This is a genomic window from Corynebacterium sp. HMSC05H05 (assembly GCF_001807265.1).
GTDB lineage: Bacteria > Actinomycetota > Actinomycetes > Mycobacteriales > Mycobacteriaceae > Corynebacterium.
Window position 1 is genome coordinate 1 of record NZ_KV788420.1, and the last position, 24,305, is coordinate 24,305.

Annotated in this window: 24 protein-coding genes; 12 read left to right on the top strand and 12 right to left on the bottom strand. The window is 66.4% G+C overall.

All coding sequences use genetic code 11. The features are described from left to right. The first annotated feature begins 271 nt into the window (after positions 1 to 271). The 5 genes from HMPREF3151_RS10785 to hutI all read left to right on the top strand — a co-directional run bounded on the left by HMPREF3151_RS10785 (position 272) and on the right by hutI (position 7,214). The gene (locus HMPREF3151_RS10785) at positions 272 to 1,438 is read left to right on the top strand and encodes an acyl-CoA dehydrogenase family protein (RefSeq protein ID WP_070475850.1); all 1,167 of its coding nucleotides are present in this window, start codon (positions 272 to 274) and stop codon (positions 1,436 to 1,438) included. Between the two features lie 20 nt (positions 1,439 to 1,458). Beyond that, positions 1,459 to 2,589 (top strand): CaiB/BaiF CoA transferase family protein, encoded by a 1,131-nt coding sequence (locus tag HMPREF3151_RS10790; protein ID WP_070475853.1) that lies wholly within the window; start codon positions 1,459 to 1,461, stop codon positions 2,587 to 2,589. A 21-nt stretch (positions 2,590 to 2,610) separates the two neighbouring features. Then, positions 2,611 to 4,011 carry a YjiH family protein gene (locus HMPREF3151_RS10795; protein ID WP_246815265.1) on the top strand — a complete coding sequence of 467 codons (1,401 nt, stop codon included), beginning with the start codon at positions 2,611 to 2,613 and terminating at the stop codon, positions 4,009 to 4,011. Between the two features lie 226 nt (positions 4,012 to 4,237). Next, on the top strand, positions 4,238 to 5,929 hold the full coding sequence (gene hutU / locus HMPREF3151_RS10800) for a urocanate hydratase (RefSeq protein ID WP_083290322.1): 1,692 nt from the start codon (positions 4,238 to 4,240) through the stop codon (positions 5,927 to 5,929). Between the two features lie 91 nt (positions 5,930 to 6,020). Beyond that, a complete protein-coding gene (gene hutI, locus HMPREF3151_RS10805) occupies positions 6,021 to 7,214 on the top strand; it encodes an imidazolonepropionase (protein WP_070475855.1) in 1,194 nt (397 codons plus the stop codon). Positions 7,215 to 7,400: 186 nt separating this feature from the next. Here the strand turns inward: hutI and HMPREF3151_RS10810 are convergent, their stop codons facing one another. Both HMPREF3151_RS10810 and HMPREF3151_RS10815 read right to left on the bottom strand, forming a co-directional pair. Next, positions 7,401 to 8,324 (bottom strand): DUF5926 family protein, encoded by a 924-nt coding sequence (locus HMPREF3151_RS10810; RefSeq protein ID WP_070475858.1) that lies wholly within the window; start codon positions 8,322 to 8,324, stop codon positions 7,401 to 7,403. A gap of 37 nt (positions 8,325 to 8,361) precedes the next feature. Beyond that, a complete protein-coding gene (locus HMPREF3151_RS10815) occupies positions 8,362 to 9,117 on the bottom strand; it encodes a glycerophosphodiester phosphodiesterase (RefSeq protein WP_371335886.1) in 756 nt (251 codons plus the stop codon). A gap of 64 nt (positions 9,118 to 9,181) precedes the next feature. On the opposite strand from HMPREF3151_RS10815, the gene HMPREF3151_RS10820 reads away from it, so the two are divergent. Further along, positions 9,182 to 11,098: an alpha/beta-hydrolase family protein gene (locus HMPREF3151_RS10820; protein WP_246815266.1), complete on the top strand. Its 1,917-nt coding sequence runs from the start codon at positions 9,182 to 9,184 to the stop codon at positions 11,096 to 11,098. Here the strand turns inward: HMPREF3151_RS10820 and msrA are convergent, their stop codons facing one another. After that, positions 11,099 to 11,752, bottom strand: a complete 654-nt coding sequence (gene msrA / locus HMPREF3151_RS10825) for a peptide-methionine (S)-S-oxide reductase MsrA (protein ID WP_070475861.1) — start codon at positions 11,750 to 11,752, stop codon at positions 11,099 to 11,101. Positions 11,753 to 11,842: 90 nt separating this feature from the next. Here msrA and HMPREF3151_RS10830 point away from each other — a divergent pair, with 90 nt between their 5' ends. Continuing rightward, complete coding sequence (locus HMPREF3151_RS10830) at positions 11,843 to 12,445, top strand: superoxide dismutase (protein ID WP_070475864.1); 603 nt, start codon at positions 11,843 to 11,845, stop codon at positions 12,443 to 12,445. Between the two features lie 181 nt (positions 12,446 to 12,626). After that, positions 12,627 to 13,799: an MFS transporter gene (locus tag HMPREF3151_RS10835; protein ID WP_246815267.1), complete on the top strand. Its 1,173-nt coding sequence runs from the start codon at positions 12,627 to 12,629 to the stop codon at positions 13,797 to 13,799. 5 nt (positions 13,800 to 13,804) lie between these two features. On the opposite strand, the gene HMPREF3151_RS10840 is transcribed toward HMPREF3151_RS10835, so the two are convergent. After that, entirely contained in the window at positions 13,805 to 15,280 is a 1,476-nt protein-coding gene (locus HMPREF3151_RS10840; protein WP_070475869.1) for a TM0106 family RecB-like putative nuclease, read from the bottom strand. An 88-nt stretch (positions 15,281 to 15,368) separates the two neighbouring features. Here HMPREF3151_RS10840 and HMPREF3151_RS10845 point away from each other — a divergent pair, with 88 nt between their 5' ends. After that, on the top strand, positions 15,369 to 16,004 hold the full coding sequence (locus HMPREF3151_RS10845; protein ID WP_070475872.1) for a DUF6474 family protein: 636 nt from the start codon (positions 15,369 to 15,371) through the stop codon (positions 16,002 to 16,004). A gap of 4 nt (positions 16,005 to 16,008) precedes the next feature. Here HMPREF3151_RS10845 and HMPREF3151_RS10850 read toward each other — a convergent pair whose 3' ends face one another. Both HMPREF3151_RS10850 and HMPREF3151_RS10855 read right to left on the bottom strand, forming a co-directional pair. Further along, positions 16,009 to 16,647, bottom strand: a complete 639-nt coding sequence (locus tag HMPREF3151_RS10850; protein WP_070475874.1) for a LuxR C-terminal-related transcriptional regulator — start codon at positions 16,645 to 16,647, stop codon at positions 16,009 to 16,011. Further along, complete coding sequence (locus HMPREF3151_RS10855) at positions 16,625 to 17,902, bottom strand: sensor histidine kinase (protein WP_070475877.1); 1,278 nt, start codon at positions 17,900 to 17,902, stop codon at positions 16,625 to 16,627. The genes HMPREF3151_RS10850 and HMPREF3151_RS10855 overlap by 23 nt, the downstream gene beginning before the upstream one ends. Here HMPREF3151_RS10855 and HMPREF3151_RS10860 point away from each other — a divergent pair. Continuing rightward, entirely contained in the window at positions 17,901 to 18,446 is a 546-nt protein-coding gene (locus tag HMPREF3151_RS10860) for a DUF2020 domain-containing protein (RefSeq protein WP_070475880.1), read from the top strand. The genes HMPREF3151_RS10855 and HMPREF3151_RS10860 overlap by 2 nt on opposite strands. After that, positions 18,446 to 19,384, top strand: a complete 939-nt coding sequence (locus HMPREF3151_RS11685; RefSeq protein WP_083290325.1) for a TIGR00730 family Rossman fold protein — start codon at positions 18,446 to 18,448, stop codon at positions 19,382 to 19,384. Before HMPREF3151_RS10860 ends, HMPREF3151_RS11685 begins: the two co-directional genes overlap by 1 nt. 4 nt (positions 19,385 to 19,388) lie before the next feature. Here HMPREF3151_RS11685 and HMPREF3151_RS12055 read toward each other — a convergent pair whose 3' ends face one another. The 6 genes from HMPREF3151_RS12055 to HMPREF3151_RS12060 all read right to left on the bottom strand — a co-directional run bounded on the left by HMPREF3151_RS12055 (position 19,389) and on the right by HMPREF3151_RS12060 (position 22,590). Continuing rightward, positions 19,389 to 19,541: a hypothetical protein gene (locus tag HMPREF3151_RS12055; RefSeq protein ID WP_168160630.1), complete on the bottom strand. Its 153-nt coding sequence runs from the start codon at positions 19,539 to 19,541 to the stop codon at positions 19,389 to 19,391. A gap of 2 nt (positions 19,542 to 19,543) precedes the next feature. After that, the gene (locus HMPREF3151_RS10870) at positions 19,544 to 20,350 is read right to left on the bottom strand and encodes a class E sortase (protein WP_070475883.1); all 807 of its coding nucleotides are present in this window, start codon (positions 20,348 to 20,350) and stop codon (positions 19,544 to 19,546) included. Positions 20,351 to 20,374: 24 nt separating this feature from the next. Next, the gene (locus tag HMPREF3151_RS10875; protein ID WP_070475886.1) at positions 20,375 to 21,001 is read right to left on the bottom strand and encodes a TetR/AcrR family transcriptional regulator; all 627 of its coding nucleotides are present in this window, start codon (positions 20,999 to 21,001) and stop codon (positions 20,375 to 20,377) included. Positions 21,002 to 21,113: 112 nt separating this feature from the next. Beyond that, positions 21,114 to 21,383, bottom strand: coding sequence for a GlsB/YeaQ/YmgE family stress response membrane protein (locus HMPREF3151_RS10880; RefSeq protein WP_070475889.1), 270 nt, complete (start codon positions 21,381 to 21,383; stop codon positions 21,114 to 21,116). Between the two features lie 105 nt (positions 21,384 to 21,488). Next, positions 21,489 to 22,385, bottom strand: a complete 897-nt coding sequence (locus HMPREF3151_RS10885) for a universal stress protein (RefSeq protein ID WP_070475892.1) — start codon at positions 22,383 to 22,385, stop codon at positions 21,489 to 21,491. A gap of 58 nt (positions 22,386 to 22,443) precedes the next feature. After that, complete coding sequence (locus HMPREF3151_RS12060; protein ID WP_168160631.1) at positions 22,444 to 22,590, bottom strand: hypothetical protein; 147 nt, start codon at positions 22,588 to 22,590, stop codon at positions 22,444 to 22,446. A 22-nt stretch (positions 22,591 to 22,612) separates the two neighbouring features. Here HMPREF3151_RS12060 and HMPREF3151_RS10890 point away from each other — a divergent pair, with 22 nt between their 5' ends. Then, positions 22,613 to 23,593 (top strand): pseudouridine synthase, encoded by a 981-nt coding sequence (locus tag HMPREF3151_RS10890; RefSeq protein WP_246815268.1) that lies wholly within the window; start codon positions 22,613 to 22,615, stop codon positions 23,591 to 23,593. The last annotated feature ends 712 nt before the right edge of the window (positions 23,594 to 24,305 follow it).

Here is a 24,305-nt window from a genome sequence, read left to right on the forward strand (position 1 = left end):
GACAACCGGTGGTTCACAGGAAGTCCGCACAGCCCGGGCCGCCTTGTCGGGTGAACAAATCGCCACAGCGCCGACACTTCGCGGCGGAATCTGTCAGGCGGCCCCGATCGCCCCAGGTCGCCGCAAACGGCCGCCGTGATCTGTCAGGAACCCCGCCCCGCAGTCTCGAATACAAGACAACCCGCCCGGGAACCCAGATGTGACCTGCAAAATCCTCCATACACTGTCGCGCACACCATACTTTTGCGCCGATTGTGATTGGAGTCTCATCATGGCTGGACGATACCCAAACGGGGATTTCTACGACTTCGAGTCCGAGCTGCCCGCGGAGGAAAAAGAGATCCTCCACAACGTCCGCGACTGGGCGACCGAGAAGGTGCTGCCCATCGCCGTGGACTACTGGAACCGCTCGGAGTTCCCGCACGAGCTGTTGCCGTCGATAGGCGAGCTGAACATCATCAGCCTCGTGCGCGGCCAGGGCCGCTCCCGCCTGCTGGCCGGCCTGGTTGCGGCGGAGATTCACCGCGCGGACGGCTCAGTGGGCACGTTCTTCTCCGGCCAGGACGGCCTGTTCACCGGGAGCATCGAGCTGCTCGGCTCCGATGAGCAGAAGGAGCGCTGGCTGCCGGACCTGTACGCGGTGCGCAAGACCGGCGTGCTGGCGATCACCGAGCCGGAGGCCGGTTCCGACGTCGCCCAGGGCATGCGCACCACCGCCACCAAGGTCGACGGCGGCTGGATCCTCAACGGCGCGAAGCGCTGGATCGGCAACGCCACCTTCTCCGATTACGTCGCCGTCTATGCCCGCGACCCGGAGGACGAGCAGGTCAAGGGCTTTATCGTGGACACCACAGCGGAGGGCTACACCGCCACGCTGATGGAGAACCGCATCGCCATCCGCGCGGTGCAAAACGCCGACATCACGCTCGACAACGTCTTCGTCCCGGACAGCGACAAGCTCGAGGGTGCGAACTCGTTCAAGGACATCAACAAGGTGTTCAAGAGTGCGCGTTCCACGGTCGGCTGGCAGGCCGTCGGCACGCAAATGGGCGCCCTCGATGTGGCGCTCGGCTACGCGGACGAGCGCATCCAGTTTGGCAAGAAGATCTCCTCGTTCCAGCTCAACCAGAACAAGCTGGCCACGATGCAGGGCAACCTGGTCGCCTCCGAGTCAATGATGGCGCAGCTGGCGCGCATGGAGGACCGCGGCTCCGCCAACAACGAGCAGTCCGCGCTGGCCAAGGCGTTCACCTCGAAACTCATGCGTGAGACGGTGGCGCTCGGCCGCGAGATCCTGGGCGGCAACGGCCTGATTTCGGATTACCGCATGGCGAAGATCTTCAACGACGCGGAGGCGATCTACTCCTACGAGGGCACGTACGACATCAACCAGCTCATCGTCGGCCGTTCCATCACAGGCGAGTCGGCGTTCGTCTAAAACACGCAGGAGGAAACACCATGAATGCACCACTTTCCGGCATCCGCGTCCTGGACCTTTCCCGCGTGCTTGCAGGCCCGTTCTGCTCCATGATCCTGGCGGATCTGGGCGCCGAGGTGATCAAGGTGGAGTCGCCCTGGGGCGATGATTCGCGCCAGTTCGGCCCGTTCGTAGACGGCACGTCCGCCTACTACCGCCTGTTCAACCGCTCGAAGATGGGCATCACGCTGGATTTCAAAAACGACGACGACAAGGAGGTCCTGCGCGACCTGGTGCGCCGCGCCGACGTTGTGGTGGAGAACTTCCGCCCGGGCGTGTTGGAGAAGCTCGGTTTGGGCCCGGAGGAGCTGTTGGAGGTCAACCCTCGGCTCGTCGTCACGAGCATTTCCGGCTTCGGCCAGACAGGATCTTTGGCCAAGGAGCCCGCGTACGACCTGGTCGCGCAGGCGATGAGCGGCCTGATGTCCATCACCGGCTGGCAGAACTCCAAGCCGACGCGCGTGGGCATCTCGCTCGGCGACCTCATCCCGGGCCTGTACGCCGCGATCGGCACCGTCTCCGCGCTCTACCAGCGCGAATCCACCGGCAAGGGCCAGCATTTGGACCTTGCCATGTACGACTCGCTCATCTCCGTCATGGAGTCCGTGGGCATGCGCGCGCTTTACGACGACACCCCGCCCACCCGCATCGGCAACGATCACGGCCTGTCAGCGCCGTTTTCCACGTATGCGACCAAGGACGGCGACGTGGTCATCGCAATCACCACGAACCGGCTGTTCGAGCGCCTGGCCAACGCGCTGGGCATCCCGGAGATGGCCACCGACCAACGCTTCGCCGAGCCGGTGGCCCGCTCCGAGAACCGCGTCGCGCTGCGCGAGCTGGTCGAGGAGGCCTTGAGCACGAAAACCCGGGCCGAGACGATCGCGCTGTTTGAAGAGCACGGCGTGCCCACCGCCCGCGTCTACGACTTGGACGAGGCGCTGCGCAGCCCGTTCGCCGAAGAGCGCGGCGTGATTGCTGAAGAAACGGATGGGTTCCGCACCCTCGCCTCCCCGCTCAAACTGGCCGGCATGGAAGCTCCAAAACCGGCACCGGAGCTGGGGCAACACAACGACCGCATCGAGTCTTGGCTGAGCGAAGACCCGCGCTAAGTTCCGCAAAGGAGCAGCACTATGGAGGACACCCTCAACTCCCGCCGCCGCGGCGGAAGCACCCGTTGGATCAAAGGCGAGGGCATCGCCCCTGTGCCCTCAATGCCAGAACCGCATGAAGTTGATAGCCCCGACCCGAAGCAGAAGTGGCGTTTCTTCGTCTACAGCGCCATCGGCTCGTTCGCGTTCTTCGTCCCCTTCACGGTGGGCGAAAAGAACACGATTCTGCTGGACCACATCGTCGGCTGGCTGCAAGAAGGGCTCAGCGCGGCGCTGCCGTACATCACGCTGGTGATGATCACCGCCGGCGCCGTCTACCAGTTCGCCACCGGCAAGTGGCGCGAAGACCGGGCGCGCGCGGTGTTTGCGTTCCTCTCCGCGCTAGCCGTGGTGCTGTGCGCGATGCTGGTGTTCGGGTTCGGGCCGGAATTTCTTTTCGACGAACGCCTCGGCCCCTTCATCCTGAACAAGCTGGTCATTCCCGTCGGCCTGCTCATCCCGGTGGGCGCGATCTTCCTCGGCCTGCTAGTCGGCTTCGGCCTCATGGAGTTCATCGGCGTGATGGTGCAGCGCTTCATGCGGCCCGTCTACCACACGCCGGGCAAGTCCGCGGTGGACGCGGTGGCGTCGTTTTTGGGCTCGTACTCGCTCGGCCTTCTGATCACCAACCGCGTGTACCGCACCGGCGGCTACACTGCCCGCGAGGCGTCTATCATCGCCGCCGGGTTCTCCACCGCCTCGGCGACGTTCATGGTGGTCGTGGCCCGCACCCTGGACCTGATGCACATCTGGGGCGTGTACTTCGCAGTGACCTTGATCGTCTGCTTCCTGGTCACCATCGTCGTGGTGCGCATCCCACCGCTGTCCACCATCCCGGACGAGTACTACCCGGGTGCGACCCCGCAGCCCGAGGAGCGCGTGGAGGGCAACGTGTTCGCCGCCGCGTGGAAGGAAGCGATGACGTTTCTGGCCCAGGCTGACTCGCTGCCGAAGACGCTGTGGCGCAACTTCAAAGACGGCGTGATCATGACCATCCAGGTCATCCCCGGCATCATGGCCGTGGGCATCATCGGCCTCGCGATGGCGTTCTACACTCCGGCCTTCAAGATCCTCGGCGCGGTGTTCTACCCGCTCGCGCTGCTATTCCAGCTGCCGGACCCGTGGCTGGCCTCTGAGGCGTTCGCCATCGGCCTGTCCGAGCTGTTCCTGCCGGCGACGCTGGTGGCGGGCAACGAGTCCGACGTGCTGCGGTTTACCGTCGGCGTGGTCTCCATCAGCCAGGTGTTCTTCTTCTCCTCGATGATCCCTGCCGTGCTGGCCACGGACATCCCGCTGAAGATCAGCCACATGGTGATCATCTGGTTCCAGCGCGTGGTGCTGTCCATCATCCTGACGGTGCCGATCGCGTACCTGATCTTCTAGCGCCACCCCACCCCCCGCCACATACCCCGAGCAAGGGATCCAGAGTTTGCCCCAAAACAGGGCATCCTCTGGTCCCCTTGCTCGGGGTTTGCGTGCAAATAGCACCCGCGCCACACAAAAGTCTCATATCCGAGACAAATCACCCCGAACCACCCCACCCCGACCATGTGACGGGCGTTACTGTCTATCCGATACCTCGATTGGGCAACAACAGAAAGGAATTCCCATGGCGAAGAACTGGTCCGAAGGCGCACGCGAGGTCCGCTCCCCGCGCGGCACTGAGATCTCGGCGAAGTCGTGGCAGACCGAGGCGCCGCTGCGCATGCTGCAGAACAACCTCGACCCAGAGGTTGCGGAGCGCCCGGACGACCTGGTCGTCTACGGCGGCACCGGCCGCGCTGCTCGTAGCTGGGAAGCGTTCGACGCGATCGTCGATACGCTGAAGGACCTCGAGTCCGACGAGACCCTGCTGGTCCAGTCCGGTAAGCCGGTCGGTGTGTGGAAGACCAACGAGTGGGCGCCGCGCGTGCTCATCGCCAACTCCAACCTGGTGGGCGACTGGGCTGACTGGGAGCATTTCCGCAAACTCGAGGACGAGGGCCTGATGATGTACGGCCAGATGACGGCCGGTTCCTGGATCTACATCGCCACCCAGGGCATCCTGCAGGGCACCTACGAGACCTTCGCGGCTGTGGCGAAGAAGCGTTTCAACGGCACCCTGGCCGGCACCCTCACCCTGACCGGCGGTTGCGGCGGCATGGGCGGCGCACAGCCGCTGTCCGTCACCCTCAACGGCGGCGCCTGCCTGATCGTGGACGTTGACGAGGGCCGCCTGAAGCGTCGCCAGGGCAAGCGCTACCTCGACGAGGTCACCACCGACCTCGAGGAAGCAATCAAGCTGGTCACCGACGCGAAGAACGAGAAGCGTGCCCTGTCCGTGGGCCTGGTGGGCAACGCCGCAGAGGTGTTCCCGGAAATGCTGCGCCGTCACCGCGAAGGCGAGTTCACCGTGGACATCGTGACCGACCAGACGTCCGCGCACGACCCGCTGTCCTACCTGCCCACCGAGATCCCGTTCGAGAGCTGGCACAACGAGGCCGACGCGGACCCGACCACCTTCACCAAGAAGGCCCGCGAGGCGATGGCCGCGCAGGTCCAGGCGATGGTGGAGTTCCAGGACGAGGGTGCCGAGGTGTTCGACTACGGCAACTCCATCCGCGACGAGGCCCGCAAGGCCGGCTACACCCGCGCCTTCGAGTTCCCGGGCTTCGTCCCGGCCTACATCCGCCCGCTGTTCTGCGAGGGTCTCGGCCCGTTCCGCTGGGTTGCACTGTCCGGCGACCCGGAGGACATCAAGGTCACCGACCAGGCCATCAAGGAGGCCTTCCCGGACAACGAGCACCTGCACCGCTGGCTGGACGCCGCTGAGGAGTACGTCGAGTTCGAGGGCCTGCCGGCGCGTATTTGCTGGCTGGGCTACGGCGAGCGCGCCAAGGCCGGCGTGATCTTCAACAACCTGGTCAAGGAGGGCAAGGTCAAGGCCCCGATCGTCATCGGCCGCGACCACCTGGACTCTGGTTCCGTGGCGTCGCCGTACCGCGAGACCGAGTCCATGCTCGACGGCACCGACGCTGTCGCGGACTGGCCGCTGCTCAACGCCATGACCGCCGTTTCCGGCGGCGCGACCTGGGTGTCCATCCACCACGGCGGCGGCGTGGGCATGGGCCGCTCCATCCACACCGGCCAGGTCACGGTGGCTGACGGCACCGAGCTCGCCGAGGCGAAGCTCAAGGCCGTGCTCACCAACGACCCGGGCATGGGCGTTATCCGCCACGTCGACGCCGGCTACACCCGCGCCGACGAGGTGGCTAAGGAGCGCGGCGTGCGCATCCCGATGGAGTTCAAGGCGCGCGACTAATCCACACCCCAAGCGCTGACGTTTCCCCTCGCGGGCGCGTCAGCGCTTTTCACTACCCTGGGCCCTGCAAAACCCCCGAAGAAAGGCACTCATGAGCACCTTCATCACCGGTATTTCCGAGCTGCGCACCGTCTCCGAGCTCGGCACCATCAAAGACGCCGCAATGCTTATCGACGACGGCGTGGTCACCTGGGTCGGCCCCGCCAACGAGGCGCCGGATGAGGCGGCGAAGGCGGCGGAAACTGTAGACGTCGAGAAGCGAGCCGTGCTCCCCGGCTGGGTGGACTCCCACTCGCACATGGTCTTCGACGGCAACCGCGCCGAGGAATTCGAAGCGCGCATGGCGGGCGAATCCTACGCCGCCGGCGGCATCGCCGTGACCATGGAGGCTACCCGCTCCGCCGGCGAGGATCGCCTGGACAAGCTGGTAGCGGAGCGCGTCGCAGCTGGTCATGCGGGCGGGTCCACCACGTTTGAGACCAAGACCGGCTACGGCCTGAACGTCGAATCCGAGGCGGAGGCCGCGCGCGTGGCCGCCCGCCACGTCGACGAGGTCACCTTCCTCGGCGCCCACCTCGTGCCGCCGGGGGCGGACGCCGACGAGTACCTCGACGAGGTCGTCGGCCCGATGCTCGACGCGGTGAAGGACCACGTGCAGTGGATCGACGTGTTCTGCGAGCGCGGCGCGTTCAACGAGGAGCAGTCCCGCCGAGTGCTCGAGGCCGGCAAGGCGGCTGGCCTGGGCGTTCGCGTGCACGGTAACCAGCTCGGCGAAGGCCCGGGCGTGAAGCTCGCCGTGGAGATGGGCGCGGCCAGCGTCGACCACGTGAACTACCTGTCCGACGAGGACATCAAGCTGCTCGCCGGCTCCGACACGGTCGCCACCCTGCTGCCCGCCTGCGACCTGTCCACCCGCGAGGATCTCGCCCCAGGCCGCAAGCTCATCGACGCCGGCGCCACCGTCGCCATCGCCTCCAACCTGAACCCGGGCACCTCGTTTACGTCCTCGATGAACTTCTGCGTCACCACCGCGGTGCTGCAGCAGCACCTCACCCTCGACGAGGCCATCGAGGCCGCCACCACCGGCGGCGCCAAGGCCCTACGGCGACACAACGTCGGCGACGGCAAGGACCCCCAAGGCCGCCCGGCGAAGGGCACCCTGGTGCCGGGCGCCGCCGCTGACCTGCACATCCTCGACGCCGAGAACGCCATCAACCTGGCGTACCGCCCGGGCATGCCGATCACCTGGCAGACCTGGGTCGCTGGCCAAAAGGTCTACGGATAGGCACCCCGGCGCCCGGTGCGGGTTTGGCGCGCAGTGACGACGTAGCGGTCCCGTGGTCGTCCTTGCCGTCAATGTAAGAAAACCGGCTACCTAGAACCGGCTCCCACGCGATTTTTCAGCGGGTAGCCGGATGTAGGTAGCCGGTTTTGCGGAATGTTGCGCCTTCGGCGCGCAGCGGGTGCGGCGCTAGATGGTCACCTGGCGGGACTTAATGTTGTCCAGCTGCTTGCGCTCGTCGGCGGTCAGCGCAGCGTCGTTGGCGTACTCCGCCTCGATCTGCTTATTCAGCGCGGCCAGTGCTTCGTCGTAGGAGCCTGCCTCCACGGACGGGTCAAGGTCGAACACCGGCACGACCAGACCGTGGGTGCGGAACGCGCCGGCAAACTTGGTGCCCTCGCCCAGGTTCAGCTCGCCGCGCGCGGCGATGCGGGCCAGCGCGGAGAGCATCTGCGCCTCGTTGTCCTCGGTGCGCACCCAGCGGATGTGCGCCTTGCCGCCGCCGGGGTTGACCCACCAGATCGCGCCCGGCAAGTCCGCGCCGACCTTCTCGGAGGGCAGAACGGCGTCGTTGGCCTGCTGCAGCGCCTGCTGGATCTGCGGCGGCACCGAAGCGCCGTCGGGGAACCACCAGGAGAAGTCCTGGTAGGTGGTGATGTCGGGGGTAGCGGAGCCGTCAATAAGCGAAGAAAGCTCCGGCTGCGAACCGTCGGCGACGGTGGACTGCAGCGTCTCGCCCGGCGCGGCATCGACGACCCAGTTCAGGGCGTACGCAAGGTCGCGGCCCGGGTTCTGGGAGTGGGAGGTGACCTGCAGGGCAACGAAGCGCTCGCCGCCCTGGGACTCCTCGCGCACCAGCGCGGCGCCAGCGCCCGGCAGCACGGTGGCGATGTTCACCGAGGTGCCCTTGACGTCGAAGGTGGTCACGGCGGACGGGACGAACTCCTGCAGCGCGACCAGGTCGGCCTCTGCGGCCAGGCCGCCGAACGGGCGGGGGTCCTTCTGCAGCTTCTCGCGCTCGGCTGCGCGGGCGGCCAGCTTGACCTCGCGGCGAGTCATGCCCTCGGGCAGGTCCTCGCGGTTCTTCTTCTTTTTCGGCTTGCGTTGCACCATGCGCGCAATCGTACCGGCAGGCGAAAAGCCCCGAGCGCTATCCCGCCACCGCCGCGGCCGGCACCTGCTCGAACGCGGCCAAAGCGACGTCCGGCAGGTCGGTGGCGATGACGTCGACGCCGTTGTCGGCGCACCAGCGCATCTGGCGCGGGGTGTTCACGGTCCAGGTGTAGGTGCGCAACCCCCGGTAGCCCAGCAGCTCTTGGCGCAGCTGCAGGTGTTGCAGTGCAGGCCCGACGCCATAAGGACGGGAGAGCATGCGACCCTTGCGGTTCCACCGCATCTCTTTCAGGCGGAACAGGTAGAAGGTCTCCAGCTCGGGTGCCATGTGGGTGAAGTAGCGCACGGCGCGGTGGGAAAAGGAGATCACGTGCACGTTCTCGGATTCGTGCAGCCCGGCGTAACGCAACGTTCGCAGGGTTTGCTCGTCCACCTCGGGCCCGTAGATGGTGGGGTGCTTGGTCTCGATGTAGAGGTGCTTGTCGGGGTAGTCCTGCATGAGTTCGAGCAGTTCTTCCAGGCACATGATCTGCTGCGGCTCGTCCTCGGTGCCACAGTTGAGCTGGAGCAAATCAGCGAAATCCATGCAGTCAACGCGTCCGCGGCCGTCGGTGGTGCGGTTGACCGACGCGTCGTGGAAGACCACCACCCGCCCGTCGCGGCTGAGGCGCACGTCGCATTCGATGCCGTGGATGGGCAGCTTCAGCGCTTCTTCGAACGCCCGGCGCGTCAGCTCGGGGTGGTGTCCGGAGAATCCGCGGTGCGCAACGATTTTGGGCATCTTCTCGTTCACGGCTGCGAGGCTACCTGCGCGCAGCTGGCCCCGCGACCGGAACATTTTTGGAACAATTGCTTCCGTGCCTTCCAACTTCCTCGCCAAAGCCCGCACCGCTGTAGATCAGCTGCCAGATGCGCTTCAGCGCGCCCGTTCCCGCTATTCCGTCAAGCGCGACGGTGTGCTGGCGCTGCCGATGGGTGTGCTGGAGGTGTTGGCCGATATTTCTCCGGGCGTGCGCATGGGTGGTCTGCGCCGTTTGCCTCCGAGTTTCCGCGCGGGGCTTGCGGGGGCTGAGGTGGCGACGTGGGGTGCGGTGTCGCCGTCGCTGCTGCCGCACAGCTGGTGGGCGACGGCCGCGAACGTCGGTGTGTTGCAGGGCATTGGCCATGGCTTTGCGACGGCAGCTTCGCAAGCCCTCCGCCCAGCAGCGCCGGACTCCACCAAGGGCCCACTGCCAGTCCCGGTGCGTTTGGCCATGACGGGTGTGACAGCCGGTGTGTTTGTCACGTCGCTGCGCCGTCGCGCCCACCAGGAACAGTTGGTGGAAAGCGACGAGAAGTTCAAGGTCAGCCCCCAGATCCTGGGCATCACGCTGGGTACGCTGGGCTACGGCGTGGTGCTGCTTGTCGGCGATGCGATCCAGACGTTCATCGACGCGATCAACGAGCTGTTGGGCAAGAAGCTGCCGCCGGTGGCGTCGTGGCCGCTGGCGATCGCAGGTGGCGGCGCGCTGCTCATTCTGGTGGGCGACCAGATGGTGGTGCGCCGCTTCGCGGAGCGCGTGAGCCGCCAGGCGCAGGAGCTGGACCGCGAGTTCATGCGGGGCGCCGACCAGCCGAAGCGGCCTGAGCGTTCCGGTTCGCCGGATTCCGCGGTGGATTGGAACACGATGGGCCGCCAGGGCCGCGCGGTGGTGGCCGGCGGCCCCCGCAAGGAGGACATCGAGCGCCTCGTTGACGGCGAGGCGATGGAACCGATCCGCATCTTCGTCGGCCTGGACACAGAACGCGACCAGGACCCGGACTTCCAGGAAATGGCCGCCGTAGCCATCGAAGAGATGCACCGCACCGGCGCGTTCGAGCGCAGCCACATCGCGGTGATGTCGGCGGCAGGCACCGGCTGGATCAACGACTTCCACACCTCGGGCTTCGAGTTTGTCACCCGCGGCGACTCGGCCGTGGTGGCCATGCAGTACTCCTACCTGCCCTCGGCATATTCCTATTTGGCGGACCGCAAGAACCCGGTGCGCTCCTCGCGCGTGCTCATCGAGGCGATTCGCAGCGAGCTGGAAACACTCGACCCTGCCACGCGCCCGAAGCTTTACGTCGGCGGCGAATCGCTGGGCGCGTACGGCGTCTCGGACGCGTTCGAGACCGTCGAGGAGTTCCTCGAGCACACCTCAGGCGGCGTGTTCACCGGCACGCCCGGATTCGCCAGCAACCACAGCTACCTCACCAGGCACCGCGAGAAGGGCTCCCCGCAACGCCTCCCGCTTATCGACGGCGGCCGCCACGTCCGCTTCACCGCCCATCCCGCACACCTGCGCCACGACTTCCGCGGCAACGCCTACGCCAACACCTGGGCAGAACCCCGGTTCGTCTTCGCCCAGCACGCCTCCGACCCGGTGGTGTGGTGGGAGCCGTCCCTGGCGTGGAAGGCCCCGGATTGGCTGCGCGAACCCGGCTCGCGCGGCGAGCCCGCCCCGGCCGCCCAGCACTTGGACGCGCTGGACACGATGCGCTGGATGCCGCTGGTGACGTTCTGGCAGGTGGGCATTGACCAGCTGCCGTCAAAGGACTACCCGTCACCCCACGGGCACAACTACCACGACGAGACGGTCGCCTATTGGAACGCCGTGATCCACGGCGCGGGCGACGACGCCGATGACGCAGCGCTTTCCCGCCCCGAGCTGGTGCGGGTAGCGCGCTGGATCCACAACGACGCCACGAAAACCCGCATGCCCAAAGACGGGTTCCCCTCAAAGCACGGCTACTAGCTAAATCCCGCAGGCCACGCCGGTGGAGTGGTGCGGGCAGTAGCCGTTCGGCACCTTGTGCAGGTACTGCTGGTGCTCCTCCTCCGCCAGGTAATACTTCACTCCGTCTTTCTCCACCGACTTCACTTCGGTGGTGATGTCGCCGTAGCCGGCGCTTTGCAGGTCCTGCTCGTACTGGCGGATCCACCCGCGGATCTGCTCCGCCTCTTCTTCAGTGTCGGTGTAGAAGGCGGAGCGGTACTGCGTGCCCACGTCGTTGCCCTGGCGGTAGCCCTGCGTCGGGTCGTGTGCCTCCAGCGCAGCCTTCACAATGTCTTTCAGTGTGACCACCTCAGGGTCGTAGACCACTTCCACCGCCTCGACGTGGTTGGTCTGCCCGGAGCACACCTCGCGGTAGGTCGGGTTCGGGGTGATGCCGCCGGCGTAGCCCACCGACGTGGAGTTCACGCCGTCCATCTGCCAGTACATCTTCTCCACGCCCCAGAAGCAGCCGATGCCCACCAGCACGCGTTTCTGCCCCTGGCGCCACGGCCCTGTGGTGGGCGTGCCCAGCACCGCGTGCTCGCGCGGGTTGGCCAGGACGGGCTCGGGGCGGCCGGGGAGGGCGGAGTTGGCGTCGACAAGCTTTGGCGATGGTGCGAAAAGAAATCCCATGCCCCCTACAACGACTTTGGCCACAACACTGTTCCCAAATTTTCTCTACCATGGGTCCCGCAACTGATTCGCAGACGAAAGGAATCAATCATGGCTGTTTACGAGCTTCCCGATCTCCCCTACGCATACGACGCTCTGGAGCCGCACATCTCCGAAGAGATTATGACGCTGCACCACGACAAGCACCACGCGACCTATGTCGCTGGCGCGAACGCCGCGCTCGAGGCTCTCGAGGCTGAGCGCAACGGTGAAGCGAACCCGGACCGCCTGCGCGCCCTGTCCAAGAACCTGGCGTTCAACCTGGGCGGCCACACCAACCACTCCATCTTCTGGAAGAACATGGCACCGAACGCTGGCGGCAACCCGACCGGCGAGATCGCTGAGGCCATCGACCGCGACTTCGGTTCCTTCGAGGCCTTCAAGAAGCAGTTCGCTGGCGTCGCCACCGGCTTGCAGGGCTCCGGCTGGGCAGTGCTGGGCTACGACCACATCGCTGGCCGCCTGATCATCCAGCAGCTGACCGACCAGCAGGGCAACATCTCCGTGGACTTCACCCCGGTGCTCATGCTGGATATGTGGGAGCACGCGTTCTACCTGCAGTACAAGAACGTCAAGGCTGACTACGTCGAGGCGTGGTGGAACGTTGTCAACTGGGACGACGTCAACGAGCGTTACGCTAAGGCATCTGCTTAACGACGAGCTCCGCCTCCCCTAACACCAGCGCCCGCCACCTCCTTGTTGGAGGCGGCGGGCGTTGGCTTTCCCTGTGATACGTCGAGTCCCTGCGAACTCAGAACTGATCCTAGGTTAGGCTTACCTTATCCCGCAAGAGGTTTTGCGAAATTCCTGCTGCGAATTTCCTAGCATGGTGGGCATGCAGAAAGGCAGCCTGGAGTACAGACGCGCAACGTGGGCCATGCTCGCGTTCGGGCTGGCCATCTTCAACGCCTTGTACGCCACGCAAGCGCTGCTGCCCACCCTCACAGCCGAGCTGGCAGTCAGCCCGTCTACCGCCGCGCTGACCGTCTCCGCCGCCACCGGTGCCCTGGCGCTGTGCGTGGTGCCCGCCTCGATCCTGTCGGAGAAGTACGGGCGCGGTCGCGTGCTGGTGGTCTCGGCGCTTGGTGCGACCGCACTCGGCCTCGCACTCCCCCTGGCGCAGACCGCCGGGCAGCTCATCGCCCTGCGCGCGGCGCAAGGAGCGCTCATCGCGGGCACGCCCGCAGTCGCCATGACCTGGCTGTCCGAGGAACTGGACCCGCGCGACCTGCCCGGCGCGATGGGCCTGTACATCGCCGGAAACTCCATCGGCGGTTTAAGCGGGCGCCTCATCCCCGCCGGGCTGTTGGAGGTCACCTCTTGGCGTTGGGCGATGTTCGGCAGCGCCATGGTCGCTTTCATTTTGGCGGCGCTGGCGACGTGGGCGTTGCCGGAGCAGCGCAACTTCGTGCCAAAGGCGTCGATACGCCCCAGCGTGGAGGTGCGCGCGATGCTGGGCCACCTGAAGAATCCCCGGCTGGTTGGGCTGTATGCCACCGCGTTCATCGCCATGGGCGTGTTCGTGTCCATGTACAACTTCTTCGGGTTCCGCGCAGTGCTGGACTACGGGCTGCCCGCGGCGCTATCCGGCCTGGTGTACGTGGTGTACCTGTCGGGCACCTGGTCGAGCGCACGGGCCGGGGCACTTTCACGACGTTACGGGCGTGGCGTGGTGGTGCTGGCGTCAGCGCTGCTGATGCTGGCGGGCGCGCTCGCCGTGGCCGCGCCCAGTCTGTGGATCGCGCTCGCTGGCCTGCTGGTGTTCACGGCGAGCTTCTTCGCGCTCCACTCGACGGCCTCCGGCTGGGTCGGCCTCATCGCCGAGCGCGACCGCGCGGAAGCGTCCAGCATGTACGTGTTCTGCTACTACATGGGCTCGTCGATCCTGGGTGCGGCTACCGGCTGGGCCTACGAGGGACTGCCGTGGGCCGGGTTCGTCGCGGTGCTGGCGGCGCTGCTCGCCGCGCTGGCACTGGTGTCCGCGGCGCTGTGGAAGGCGGAGCGGTAGGGCCGCTACACCGCCCCGAACTCCGGCACGCCCGGCGCGCCGGCATCCAGGAAGTCGCGCACGGCGCGAGTTGCGCGGCAGTCGTCCTCGTTGTAGCGCAGCAGCATGTCGCGGGCGGCTTGGTCGCCGAAGCGGGCGGCGCGGCGCAGCGCGACGGAGCGTTCGCCGTCGATGTCGTCGTCCTCCCATGCAAAGCCCACGACCGGGCCCAGCACCTTCAGGCCCAGCCCGTCAGTGCCCACGAGCGAGCGGCGCACGTGCGCGAACACGTCCACCCACTCGTCGGAGGCGATGAACGCGGCCACCTCGGCCTCGTCCACAGAGCCGAACCGCTTCGCGGACGAGCGCAGCCAGTGGTTTTCCCCGCCCGCGGCGTAGCAGTAGGCGCGGAAGCTCTTGCCCTCGGCGTGAGCGGCCGCCCGGCGCGCCATGAGCCAGGACCAGAACGCGGCGAAGTTCTCCTCTTCGGCGTCGCCGCCGACCTCGTCCCAGGTGGCAAAGGCGCGGTAGTCGGCGCCGTCGAACGTGCCCCACAGGTAGGCCCCCTGGTCCAGATAGGCCTCCATGTCCACGTCCACCTCCACGTCGGCGCGGGGTGCGGGCGCGAATCCGGGGCGCCGCAGCACAGGAATGCCTGCGCGCCAGGCGCGGGCGAGGGCGGCGGGTTCGGGCGGAGCTTCGTCGATAAGCTGCTGCACCGTGTCGATGCCGCGCTCGCGCCACACGTCGCCGCGGCCGCCCGGGAGCAGCAGCGAGATGTCGTCGAGCTCGACCAAGCGCGGCTCGCATAGCGTCCAGAAACGGCAGGTAGCGCACTGTTTCAAGCGTTTCGGCTCGGTCGGCAGCGGCGCCAGCAGTGCGCGCACGAGCGGCTCGATGTAGCGCGACGGGTCGCACAGGTACGCGCGCGTGCGGTCTTGCCCGATGACAGCGCCGCGGCCGTCCGCGCGTTCGCCGAGCAGCAGGTGCGCCAGGGTGACGCGGTAGCCGTCAACGGTGTGGTGGCGTGCCTTCGCTCCCACCACAAGTGGCTTGCCCAAGCCGAGCCGGCCGGTGGGGATCATCTCCAGCTCGGCGCTCGGGTGCGAGCGGGCGACGCGGTGGTTGGAAATCACCACGGGCAAATACCCGGCGTCGGTGCGCACGAGGATGTCCACGTCGGCTTCCGCGTCCACGCCCTCCACCGCGCCTGTCAGGGTGGCGTTGGTGATCAGGTGCGCGCGACGTCGAAAAGCATCCTGCGTTGCTGCCACGCGGTCCGTCCCGGGGTCGATGTCCACCCGCACAAACGCCTTGCCGGCGCCGTCGCCCAGAGCGCGCTTGACGGGCAGCAGGTCGAATACGGCGGCGCGGGCGGCGTCGATCTGCGGCTGGCGCAGCAGCGCCTCCGGCAATTCGGGTACGTCCGGGTGCGCGCGGCGCTGCCGTTGGCGGAAGCGGCAGCCCACGAGGTCCGAGGCGCGCACAGGTTCGTTACTCACAATGCCTCAAACGATACCTGGGCAGGGGTAGCGCCCCGGAAGGTACAGTGTATGGGCGTTAGAGCGAACGATTAGAGGAGAGCAAACCATGGGTGTTTTCGAGGCCATCCGCAAGTCCCGTGCGAAGACGAAGGCCGAGGTCAAGGCGGCGCAGACGCATGCGCGCCAGCTGGCCAAGCAGGAGGCGAAGGCCGACGAGCGCGTGGCCAAGCTTCTGGACAAGGCGGAGAAGCGCCTGCTCAAGGAAGAGAAGAAGGGTCTGAAGCGCAAGCAGAAGCACGAGAAGGACCTGGCCAAGGCGCACCTGAAGCGCATCCAGGAGTCCGGCGTGACCCAGAAGAAGGCGAAGCAGTGGGTCTCCGCCGCGCGCATCCTGGTGCCGGTGCTGCTGCCGTTGGCGTACAAGGCGCTGACCTCGTTCCAGCAGGGCCAGGTGAACAACCGCGCCGCCAGTCTCGGTCTGACGTCGCAGGATCTCGCGCGCCACTCCGGCCGCGGCGCCGAACTCAAGGCGCGTATCGACGCCGTCCGGCAGAACATCGAGCAGACCGACAACCTCGGCGAGGGCTTCAAGGGCGACGCGCGCGTGCGTCTCGACGAGCTGGAGCAGGCCGTGCGCAACGCCGAGCACGCGAACCCGGAGCAGCGCCGCCTGGCGCACAACTCCATCGACGAGGACCTGAACACGCTGGCGGCAGAGGTGCACGCCAAGCTGACGAAGTAGGCCGCTACAGCACGCCCTGCTCGCGCGCGGACGCCACGGCGGAGGTGCGCGAGCGCACACCCAGCTTGTCGTAGATGTGCACGAGGTGGGATTTCACGGTCGCCTCGGAGAGCATGAGCTGGCGGCCGATTTCGCGGTTGGAGGAACCAGCCGCGACCAGCTGGAGCACTTCCAGCTCGCGCGGGGTCAGTGAGGAGCGCGGGGTGCGCTCCCGGGATTCGAGCCGGTCGCGCACCATGGGGGACATGGTTGCGTCGCCGCGGGCGGTGGAGCGCACGGCCGCAACGAGTTCTTCCGGCGGGGCGTCTTTGAGCAGGTAGCCCACGGCGCCGGCCTCGATGGCGCCGAGGATGTCCGCGTCGGTGTCGTAGTTGGTCACCACCAGCACCTTGGGCGGGTTGGACATGTTGGCCCGAATCGCGGCGGTGGCCTGGGCGCCGGTGGTCACGCGCTGGCCTTCCGCGCCGGCGCCGAAGCGCAGGTCCATGAGGATGACGTCGATGCCGCCGGCCTGCGCGGTGGCAATCGCCCCTTCGGCGGTGGCTACCTCGGCCACCACTTTGATGTCCTCGGCGGCTTCCAAAACGGAGCGCAGGCCGAGGCGGACAATCTCGTGGTCGTCAGCCAGCAGTACCCGGATCAACGTCGGTCTCCTCGTTAGAGTCAAGGTCAGTCTTTTGGTTGATCCTAACCGGCACGGCCACGGTCAGCGCCGTCGGCCCGCCGGGGGCGGACTCAATCTCCAGCTTTCCGCCCAGCTCCGCGGCGCGCGAGCGCATCGCGTCCAACCCCAGGTGGCCCAGCCCGCTGGGTTTGAGATCTTGCGCGTTAACGTCGAAGCCGCGGCCGTTGTCCACCACGTCTAGGCGCACTTCCTCCGGCGCGTAGGTCAGGGTGATGCGGGCGGCACTCGCCTCGGCGTGGTTGACCACGTTGGACACCGCGCCCTGGGCGATGCGCAACAAACCGGCCTCCACCCGCATGGGCAGCGGCACGGCCTCGCCGTCGACTTCCACCCCGATGTCCAGGCCGCCGGCCTCGCCGAAGTCCCCGGCCACCCTTGCCAGCGCGTCGCGCAGCGAGGACTCTGTCAGCGGCGCGGGGGCGAGCGCGGCGATCATCGCGCGGGTCTCCGCCAGGTTGTTGGAAGCAGCCCGGCGCGCCGTCTCCATCTTCCGCAGCGGCGCCTGCGCCTTACCCTCCGGCAGCCCGCTTGCCCGCACGTCCTGCTCCGCCGAGTGCAGCAGCATCTGGATCGAAGAGAGGTTTTGCGCCACCGTGTCGTGCAGCTCGTGCGCAAGGCGTTCGCGCTCCTGGGCCACGCCGGCGGCGCGTTCGGTGTCGGCGAGGCGGTCGCGTGTGGCCAGCAGTTCGTCGATAAGCTGCTGCCTCTCGCGGCTGACGCGGGTGATGGTGTCGAAGGCGTACGCGATCGCCACCACAACCACCGCGGACAGCGCCGGGCCCATGATCCCGCCGAGGGTGAGACCGGCCGGGACCTGCATGCCAATCGAGATGCCCAAGCACGCCACCACCCACGCGTAGCCGATCCAGTTGTCAAAGGCGCGCAACGCCACGAAGAACAGCACGAACACCCAGTACACGGCGACTGGCGAGACGGCCATGTCCGCCACCCACACCGCCGTCGCCCCCAGCATCCACGCCACACGCCCCCACGCGCCCCAGCGGTACATCTCCACCATGCCGTAGAACAGCAGAAACGCGAACGCGGCGGTCAGCACAATGTGCAGCAGCGCCTCGTTGAGCGGCATGCGCGCGAGCGCACCGAAGGAAACGAGCATTAGGCACACCGCCAGCACCGTGATGCCCGAGTCGAGCGCCCGGTAGTCCGCGGTCTTTCCGGGATGCTGCTCCAACAGCACTAATCTGGAGCTCATGCGTCTGAGAGTACCCACCGCCCTGTTCGTGCTCGCCCTCGCCGGGTGCTCGCAGGAGCCTTCGCCTATCGACGACCCTTCGGCCGCCCCCGCACCCGAACCCGCCCTGCCCGTGCAGGCCCTGCCCGACACCCCGCGCGACTCCTGGACCGAATGCCCCTACCTGGACACCGATTGGGTCGCGCAAACCAACGGCCAGCGCGTCACCGGCGTGGGCACAGACACCCGCTTCGATCCGCCGGCCTGCCAGTTCTGGTCCTACCCCGAGGAGCCGCAGCTGACCGTGATGGTGCGCCGCACGGATTCTGTGGAAGACGCCCGCGCCGTGGTGGACTTCGTCGCCCCGGTAGACCTGACCCAGCCGGCGACGCTGCCCGGCGGGTGGGACGGCGGCCGCCACGGCGGCGGGGACGTGCCCGGCCGCATCGGCGCAGCGTACGCCGTGGCCAAAGGGCCCACCGCGGTGGCGGTGTTCACCAACCAGCACGAGTCCGTCAAGGCCGAAACGGTGGCCAAGGAAGTAATCGCTAACCTGGCCCTGTGATGATCTCCGTAGCCGCCATCGTGTTCACCGACGACACCGGGAAAGTGCTGTGCGTGCGCAAGCACTCGAGCCCGCGCTTCCAGCTGCCGGGAGGCAAGCCGGAGCCCGGCGAGACGCTGGTGGACACCGCGCTGCGCGAAACCCGGGAGGAGGTCGGCCTGGATGTCGACCCAGAGGACTTAAGCTACCTGGGCCAGTTCAGCGCGCCCGCCTCCAACGAGCCCGGCTGCACCGTCACCTCGACGGTGTTTCTGCACCCCGGCGCCGGCCTGGCCCCTGCGCCGGCCGCGGAGATCGCAGAGGCGCGCTGGATCGACCCCGCCGCTTCCGATGCCGAGCTCGCGCCGCTGCTGCACGGCGAAATTTTCCCGGCGCTGAAGTCCCGCGATATCGAAGCGATCGCCGTCTACGCCGGGGCGCGCGAAGGCACCAACCCCGCCAACGCCGCACTGGCCAGGGCATTCGGCGAAGCTCTGGCGGAGGCCGACATCACCCTGGTCTACGGCGGGTCCAAATTGGGGCTGATGGGTGAGGTGGCCGAAGGTTCGTCGAGAAGCATTGGCGTCCTCACCGAGCACCTGGTCAACTACGAGCTGCAGTACGAAGGCCTCGAGCGCCTCGAGGTGGTGGCCACGATGTCCGAGCGCAAGGCGCGCATGAGTGAGCTTGCAGACGCCATCGTGGCCCTGCCCGGCGGCGCCGGCACCCTGGACGAGCTGTTCGAGGAATGGACCAGCCAGCAACTCGGTCTGCACAACAAGCCCATCGGGCTGCTCGGCAGCGAGTTCTGGGCACCCCTGGTGGCGATGATCGACCACATGGTGGACCAAGGCTTCATGCGGCGCACAGACCGCGCCCACATGGTCGTCGCCGACGACCCGCAGGAACTGCTGGCCAAGCTACGTGCTTGGGCGCCACCGGTGCCGCGCTGGCTCTAGGTTGCTACACCGCGACGTCGTTGTACGGCATCAACGACGACACCCACGGGTAGACAACCTCCATGAGCAGGAAAAACACACCCACCAGAATGATCAGGGTGAGCAGCCACTTCACCGGCGCAGGACCGGGAAGCTTGCGCCACAGGGCCGCATACATCGCTATCGCACCTCTTTCTGTGCCTTCATGGCGGGCGGCAACGCGCCCGACGGGTCCTTCGGCTGCACCTCCGTGCGCACCGCGTGGATGATCATGCGCTCCGCGTTGGAGAACTGCGGGTGGCACGTGGTCAGCGTGATCAGCCCTTCCATGCCCGGCTCGACCTTCGTCGAACGGTTGCCCGGGATGGGGTTGACCACCTCGATGTTGCCCGGCAGCGTGATCTCGCGGCCTTTGACCTGTGCATAGTCGCCTGCCGCGATGCGTTCGTTGAGCTCGCCGGGCAGGCAGTCGATGCCCTCCCTGCGGCGCTCCCCCGGGTCCTGCGACATCGGCATCACCCGGTAGGTCACCCACTCGGTCTGCGTTTCCACCACGATGGCGTCGCAAGCCTTCAGCGCGCCTAGGTCGTTGAACGGGGCACCCTTACCCACGCGGTGCCCGGCGACGGCGAAGTTGCCGTCCTCGCCCGGCATCTGGGTGCCCGGGTACCGGCCCGGGCCGGTGAGCAGCTGGTGTTCCTGCACGCCCTCCACGATGGCGAACTGGTAGTCCTGCCCGAACGCCGGGATGTACATGCGCGCGAACGCGTCGCCCAGCTCCGTGGCCTTTGCCTGGCGGGGGTTGACCCACTGCTCTTCCAAGCGGGTCTGCACCTCGTCCTGCATCTTGCCCGAGGCGATATTGGTCCAGAAGGACTCGTAGAACGCGAACAGCAGCAACAACACGCCGAACGTGAGCAGCAGCTCGCCGATCACCTGCGAAACGGTGATGCGGCGTGGCGGCGTGTGCGTAGAGGCCGTGGTCATGCGGCACAGCGTAGCGCCGGTGCGCTAGATGGAGTAATCCGGCGGCGGCGCGCCCAGCGTGTTTTCCGCCAACGCGCGGGCAGTGCGCAGCGGCTCGACACTGTGCAGGATCCTCGCGCCGGACAGCCCGCCATCGAGGAAGATCAGCAGCTCATCCGCCAGCGCGGAAGACTCGTAGCCGTTCTTCTCCGTCAGCAGCGCGGTGATCGTTTCGTGCATCCAGGAGCGGTGCGCCATGCACGCCGCGATGATGCGCTCTTCCGACTCCACCTCGGGGCGCGGGTATTCGCCCGCGGCGTTGAGGAAAGGAGAGCCGCGGAAGTCCTTGTCCGGCTCTTCGTCGATAGCCATGTCGAAGAATGCGAGGATCTTCGCGTCCGCGTCCGGCGCCTTCGCGGCGCGCTCACCCCAGCGGGCGCGGAACTGCTCGTCCAGCTGCTCCAGGTAGGCGATGACGAGGTTGTCCTTCGAGCCCAGCAGCGAGTACAGCGAGGCCTTGGCCACGTCCGCTTCGCGCAGGATCCGGTCGATGCCGATGACGCGGATGCCCTCTTCGGTGAACAGTTTTGTTGCAGCGTCCAGCAGCCGCTGGCGCGGGCTCGGCCGGTCCCGGCGTCGCTGCGCTGGCTTCTTCTTGCTGGTGGTGGCCAAGGAAAACTCCTTCGTGCGTCGGTCGCATATCAATATAGACAAACCGGTACGTATAGTCCACCGGGCGCGAAAAAATCCCTCGGGTTCCACCCGAGGGATTTCGCACTTTCGCCTATCGACGCTTGCTGGTCACCAGATTGATGATCCACAGCAGAATCACCGCGCCGAGCAAGCAGGTGAGGAAGCTGAAGAACAGCCCGCCGCCGGCGACGTCGACACCGAACACCGACAGCAGCCAGCCACCGAGCAGACCACCGATAATACCGACGACGATGTTCAGGCCGATGCCCATCTGTGCGTCACGGTTCTGAATCTTGGAACCGATCCAGCCAGCAAGGCCGCCGATAATAATCCAACCAAGAAGACCCATTGCAGGTGCCATAGTCTTTCAAACCCTTCTAATTGCTTTTCATCAGTACGGGAGCCATTATGCACCCCTTATGGTTCGGGCGAGCAACACATCGCATGCAATTGCGTAACAATCTGCTTACGAATCTTGTGTACGCACGACCATCATGGGGCACGGTGCCTCCTGCAGCAGCGCGCGCGAGGTCGACCCCAGCAGCATGCCCTTGAAGCCGCCGCGACCGTGGGAACCGGTGACCAGCAGCTGAGCGCCTTCAGCGGCGCTGGCGAGCGCTCGCACCGGGCGGTCACGCGTGATGATTTTCTGTACCGCAACGTCCGGGTACTGCTCCGACAGCTCGTTCAGGTACGAGCCCAACAGCTCGTCCTTCTCTTCCTGCACGGCCTTCCACTGGTCCTCGGAAACCGCATAGCCCGCGCCCGGCCCCTGGATCTGGGTGTCCACCCAGGTGTGGACCGCATGCAGCTCCGCACCGCGCGCAGCCGCCTCCTCGAAGGCCACCTCGGTGGCGCGGCGTGACACCTCGGACCCATCCACGCCGACCACGACAGGGCCATACTTGTTCGCCTCCGTCACGGCGTTGTCCTCGCGCACAACCACCACCGGGCAGGACGCGTGCGAGACGACGGCGCCGGACACGGAACCGAGCACCATGCCCGAGATACCGCTCAAGCCACGGGAGCCCATGACCACCATGGTCGATTCCTTGGACATCTCCAGCAGCATGTCAATCGGGGACCCCTCCGCCACCGCGTGGCCAATGTGCAGGTCCGGCGCAACCTCGAGCGCGATCTCGCGTGCGCGGTCCACGGTCTGCAGGGTCTCACGCTGCAGCTCGTCGAAGACCTCCTGCGGCGGCACCATGCCCTCCGCGTAGAGGAACTGGGGCATTGAGTACGCCGCGGCCAGGCGAAGCGGGATGTTGCGCTTCATCGCCGTGTTCGCGGCCCAACGAACTGCATTGTCGGAGGCAGGGCTGCCATCTACGGCAACAACAACGATATCTTCCTGGGTCATGTGCAAACCTTTCCTCGGATCGGCTGGTTATACCCCCAGTCTAGTGCCGTCAGAGAAGTTAGCGGGGCAGTTCCTGCGGCGTCGCCGCCGGAGCGTTTGCCGGGAACAACACCTGGTAGATCACGCTCAAGACGTCCATGATGGCCTTGCCGATGCCCTGGGAGAAAAATGCCGTCAGCGGTTCGACCAATGCTCCTAAATCCATGGCGGCTAATCTACTACACAGCATGGCACGGAAAAAGACTCACAAGACGGGGCCGCTGCCGCCCCGCGACGGCCTAGGCGCAACCCGCGCCCGCGTGCCAGAAGACCAGGGCATTAAGGCCGCCGACTTCATCTGGCACCTCGTGTCCACCCAGCGCCACCGCCATCCCGACGACAACGTGGATGCTGTCTTGGCGAGGTTCACCGAAGGTGCCGTCGTGAAGCGCGATGGCTCCCCACTGTCCCCAGAGACCTGGCTGGATCCCGGCACCGACGTCTTCTTCTACCGCCGGCCCGCGCCCGAAAGGCCAGTCCCCTTCGAGATCACCACAGTCTTCGAGGACGACGACCTCCTCGTCGTGAACAAACCGCCGTTCATGGCCACCATGCCGCGCGCCTCCCACATCACCGAAACCGCAACGGTGCGCCTGCGACGCGCAACCGGCAACGAAGAGCTCACCCCCGCACACCGCCTCGACCGGGCGACATCCGGGCTGCTCTTGCTGACGAAACACCGCGAGATCCGCGGCGCCTACCAGGAACTTTTCGCGCGCCGCGAGGTACGCAAGGAATACGAAGCAATCGCCTTGCTTCACGACGTCCCTCCGGCCACCCCCTGGCACCACCACCTGACCAAACAATCCGGCGAGCCCGCCGCCCGGTTGGTACCAGACGTCGAACCGAACGCCTCGACCGTGGTGTCGGACGTTTCGCGGTTAGAGCCTGCTCTCGAGGTGGCGTTGCAGAGACGCTATGGCGTTGCAGGCGCGCTGGGTCGTTATGTCTTGCAGCCCGAAACCGGCCGCACCCACCAACTCCGCGTCCAAATGATGGCGGAAGCGGCACCAATCCTCGGCGACAGGATCTACCCCAATCTCTTGCCGGCAGACACTGAGGACTTTTCCGTGCCGATGCTGCTGCGATGCACAGCTCTGGAATTCACCGACCCACTGAGCGGCAGCAAACGCGAGTTCCGTCTGGGCGAGACTTGGCCAACCCTATAGCCGCCGTTTCTCTAGACCGCTACCCGTATTACGATTGTGGGTGCACACCCATAGTTGGTGCCGCCGTGATTGTCCGCAATGCGGAGTCTGGCCCCAAAACCGCGGTTTCGTGGGTGTACACCCATCGTTGGTGGTTCCGGTGTTGTCCACAATGCGGATGTTCGCGGGGGCGGCTTTCGTAAACGTTGACGATCCAGCCATTTTCGGCCGCTGTTTGCCCAGGTGGGAAAACATGACTGTCAACTTCTACGAGAGAGCCAGCCAGGTAGTTCGTGGGTGGGCACCCATCATGGGGCTGGCTCTTGTTGTCCGCGATGCGGATTGTGGACCATCCCTGGGTTGTTGTGGGTGTGTTGTTGGTCGAGTGGTGGAGGTCGAGTCCATTGGTGTACGCGGGTGTACTCGACGTCCGGTACTCGACTTTCGCCCCACGGTAGGCGTCATCGTGGCTGTGTGCGCTGGCCCCGCGACCTCTGTGGCCCCTAGCTGGCAGATTGCGCCCTGCCGGGTGGTTTCACCCCGGGGTTTTCATGGGTGTGCACCAATGATGGGTGCGGGTGTGGTTGTCCGCAATGCGGTGTGTGGCCGAGGGGTTCGTTGACGAGCGCGCCGTTTCCCCCCAGGTGGTTTCGTGGGTCACTGGCCGCGCATAGCAAGCCCCCGCCGCAAGCGTGTGCTTGTGGCGGGTGCTTGTGTGAAGTTGTTGGGTCGG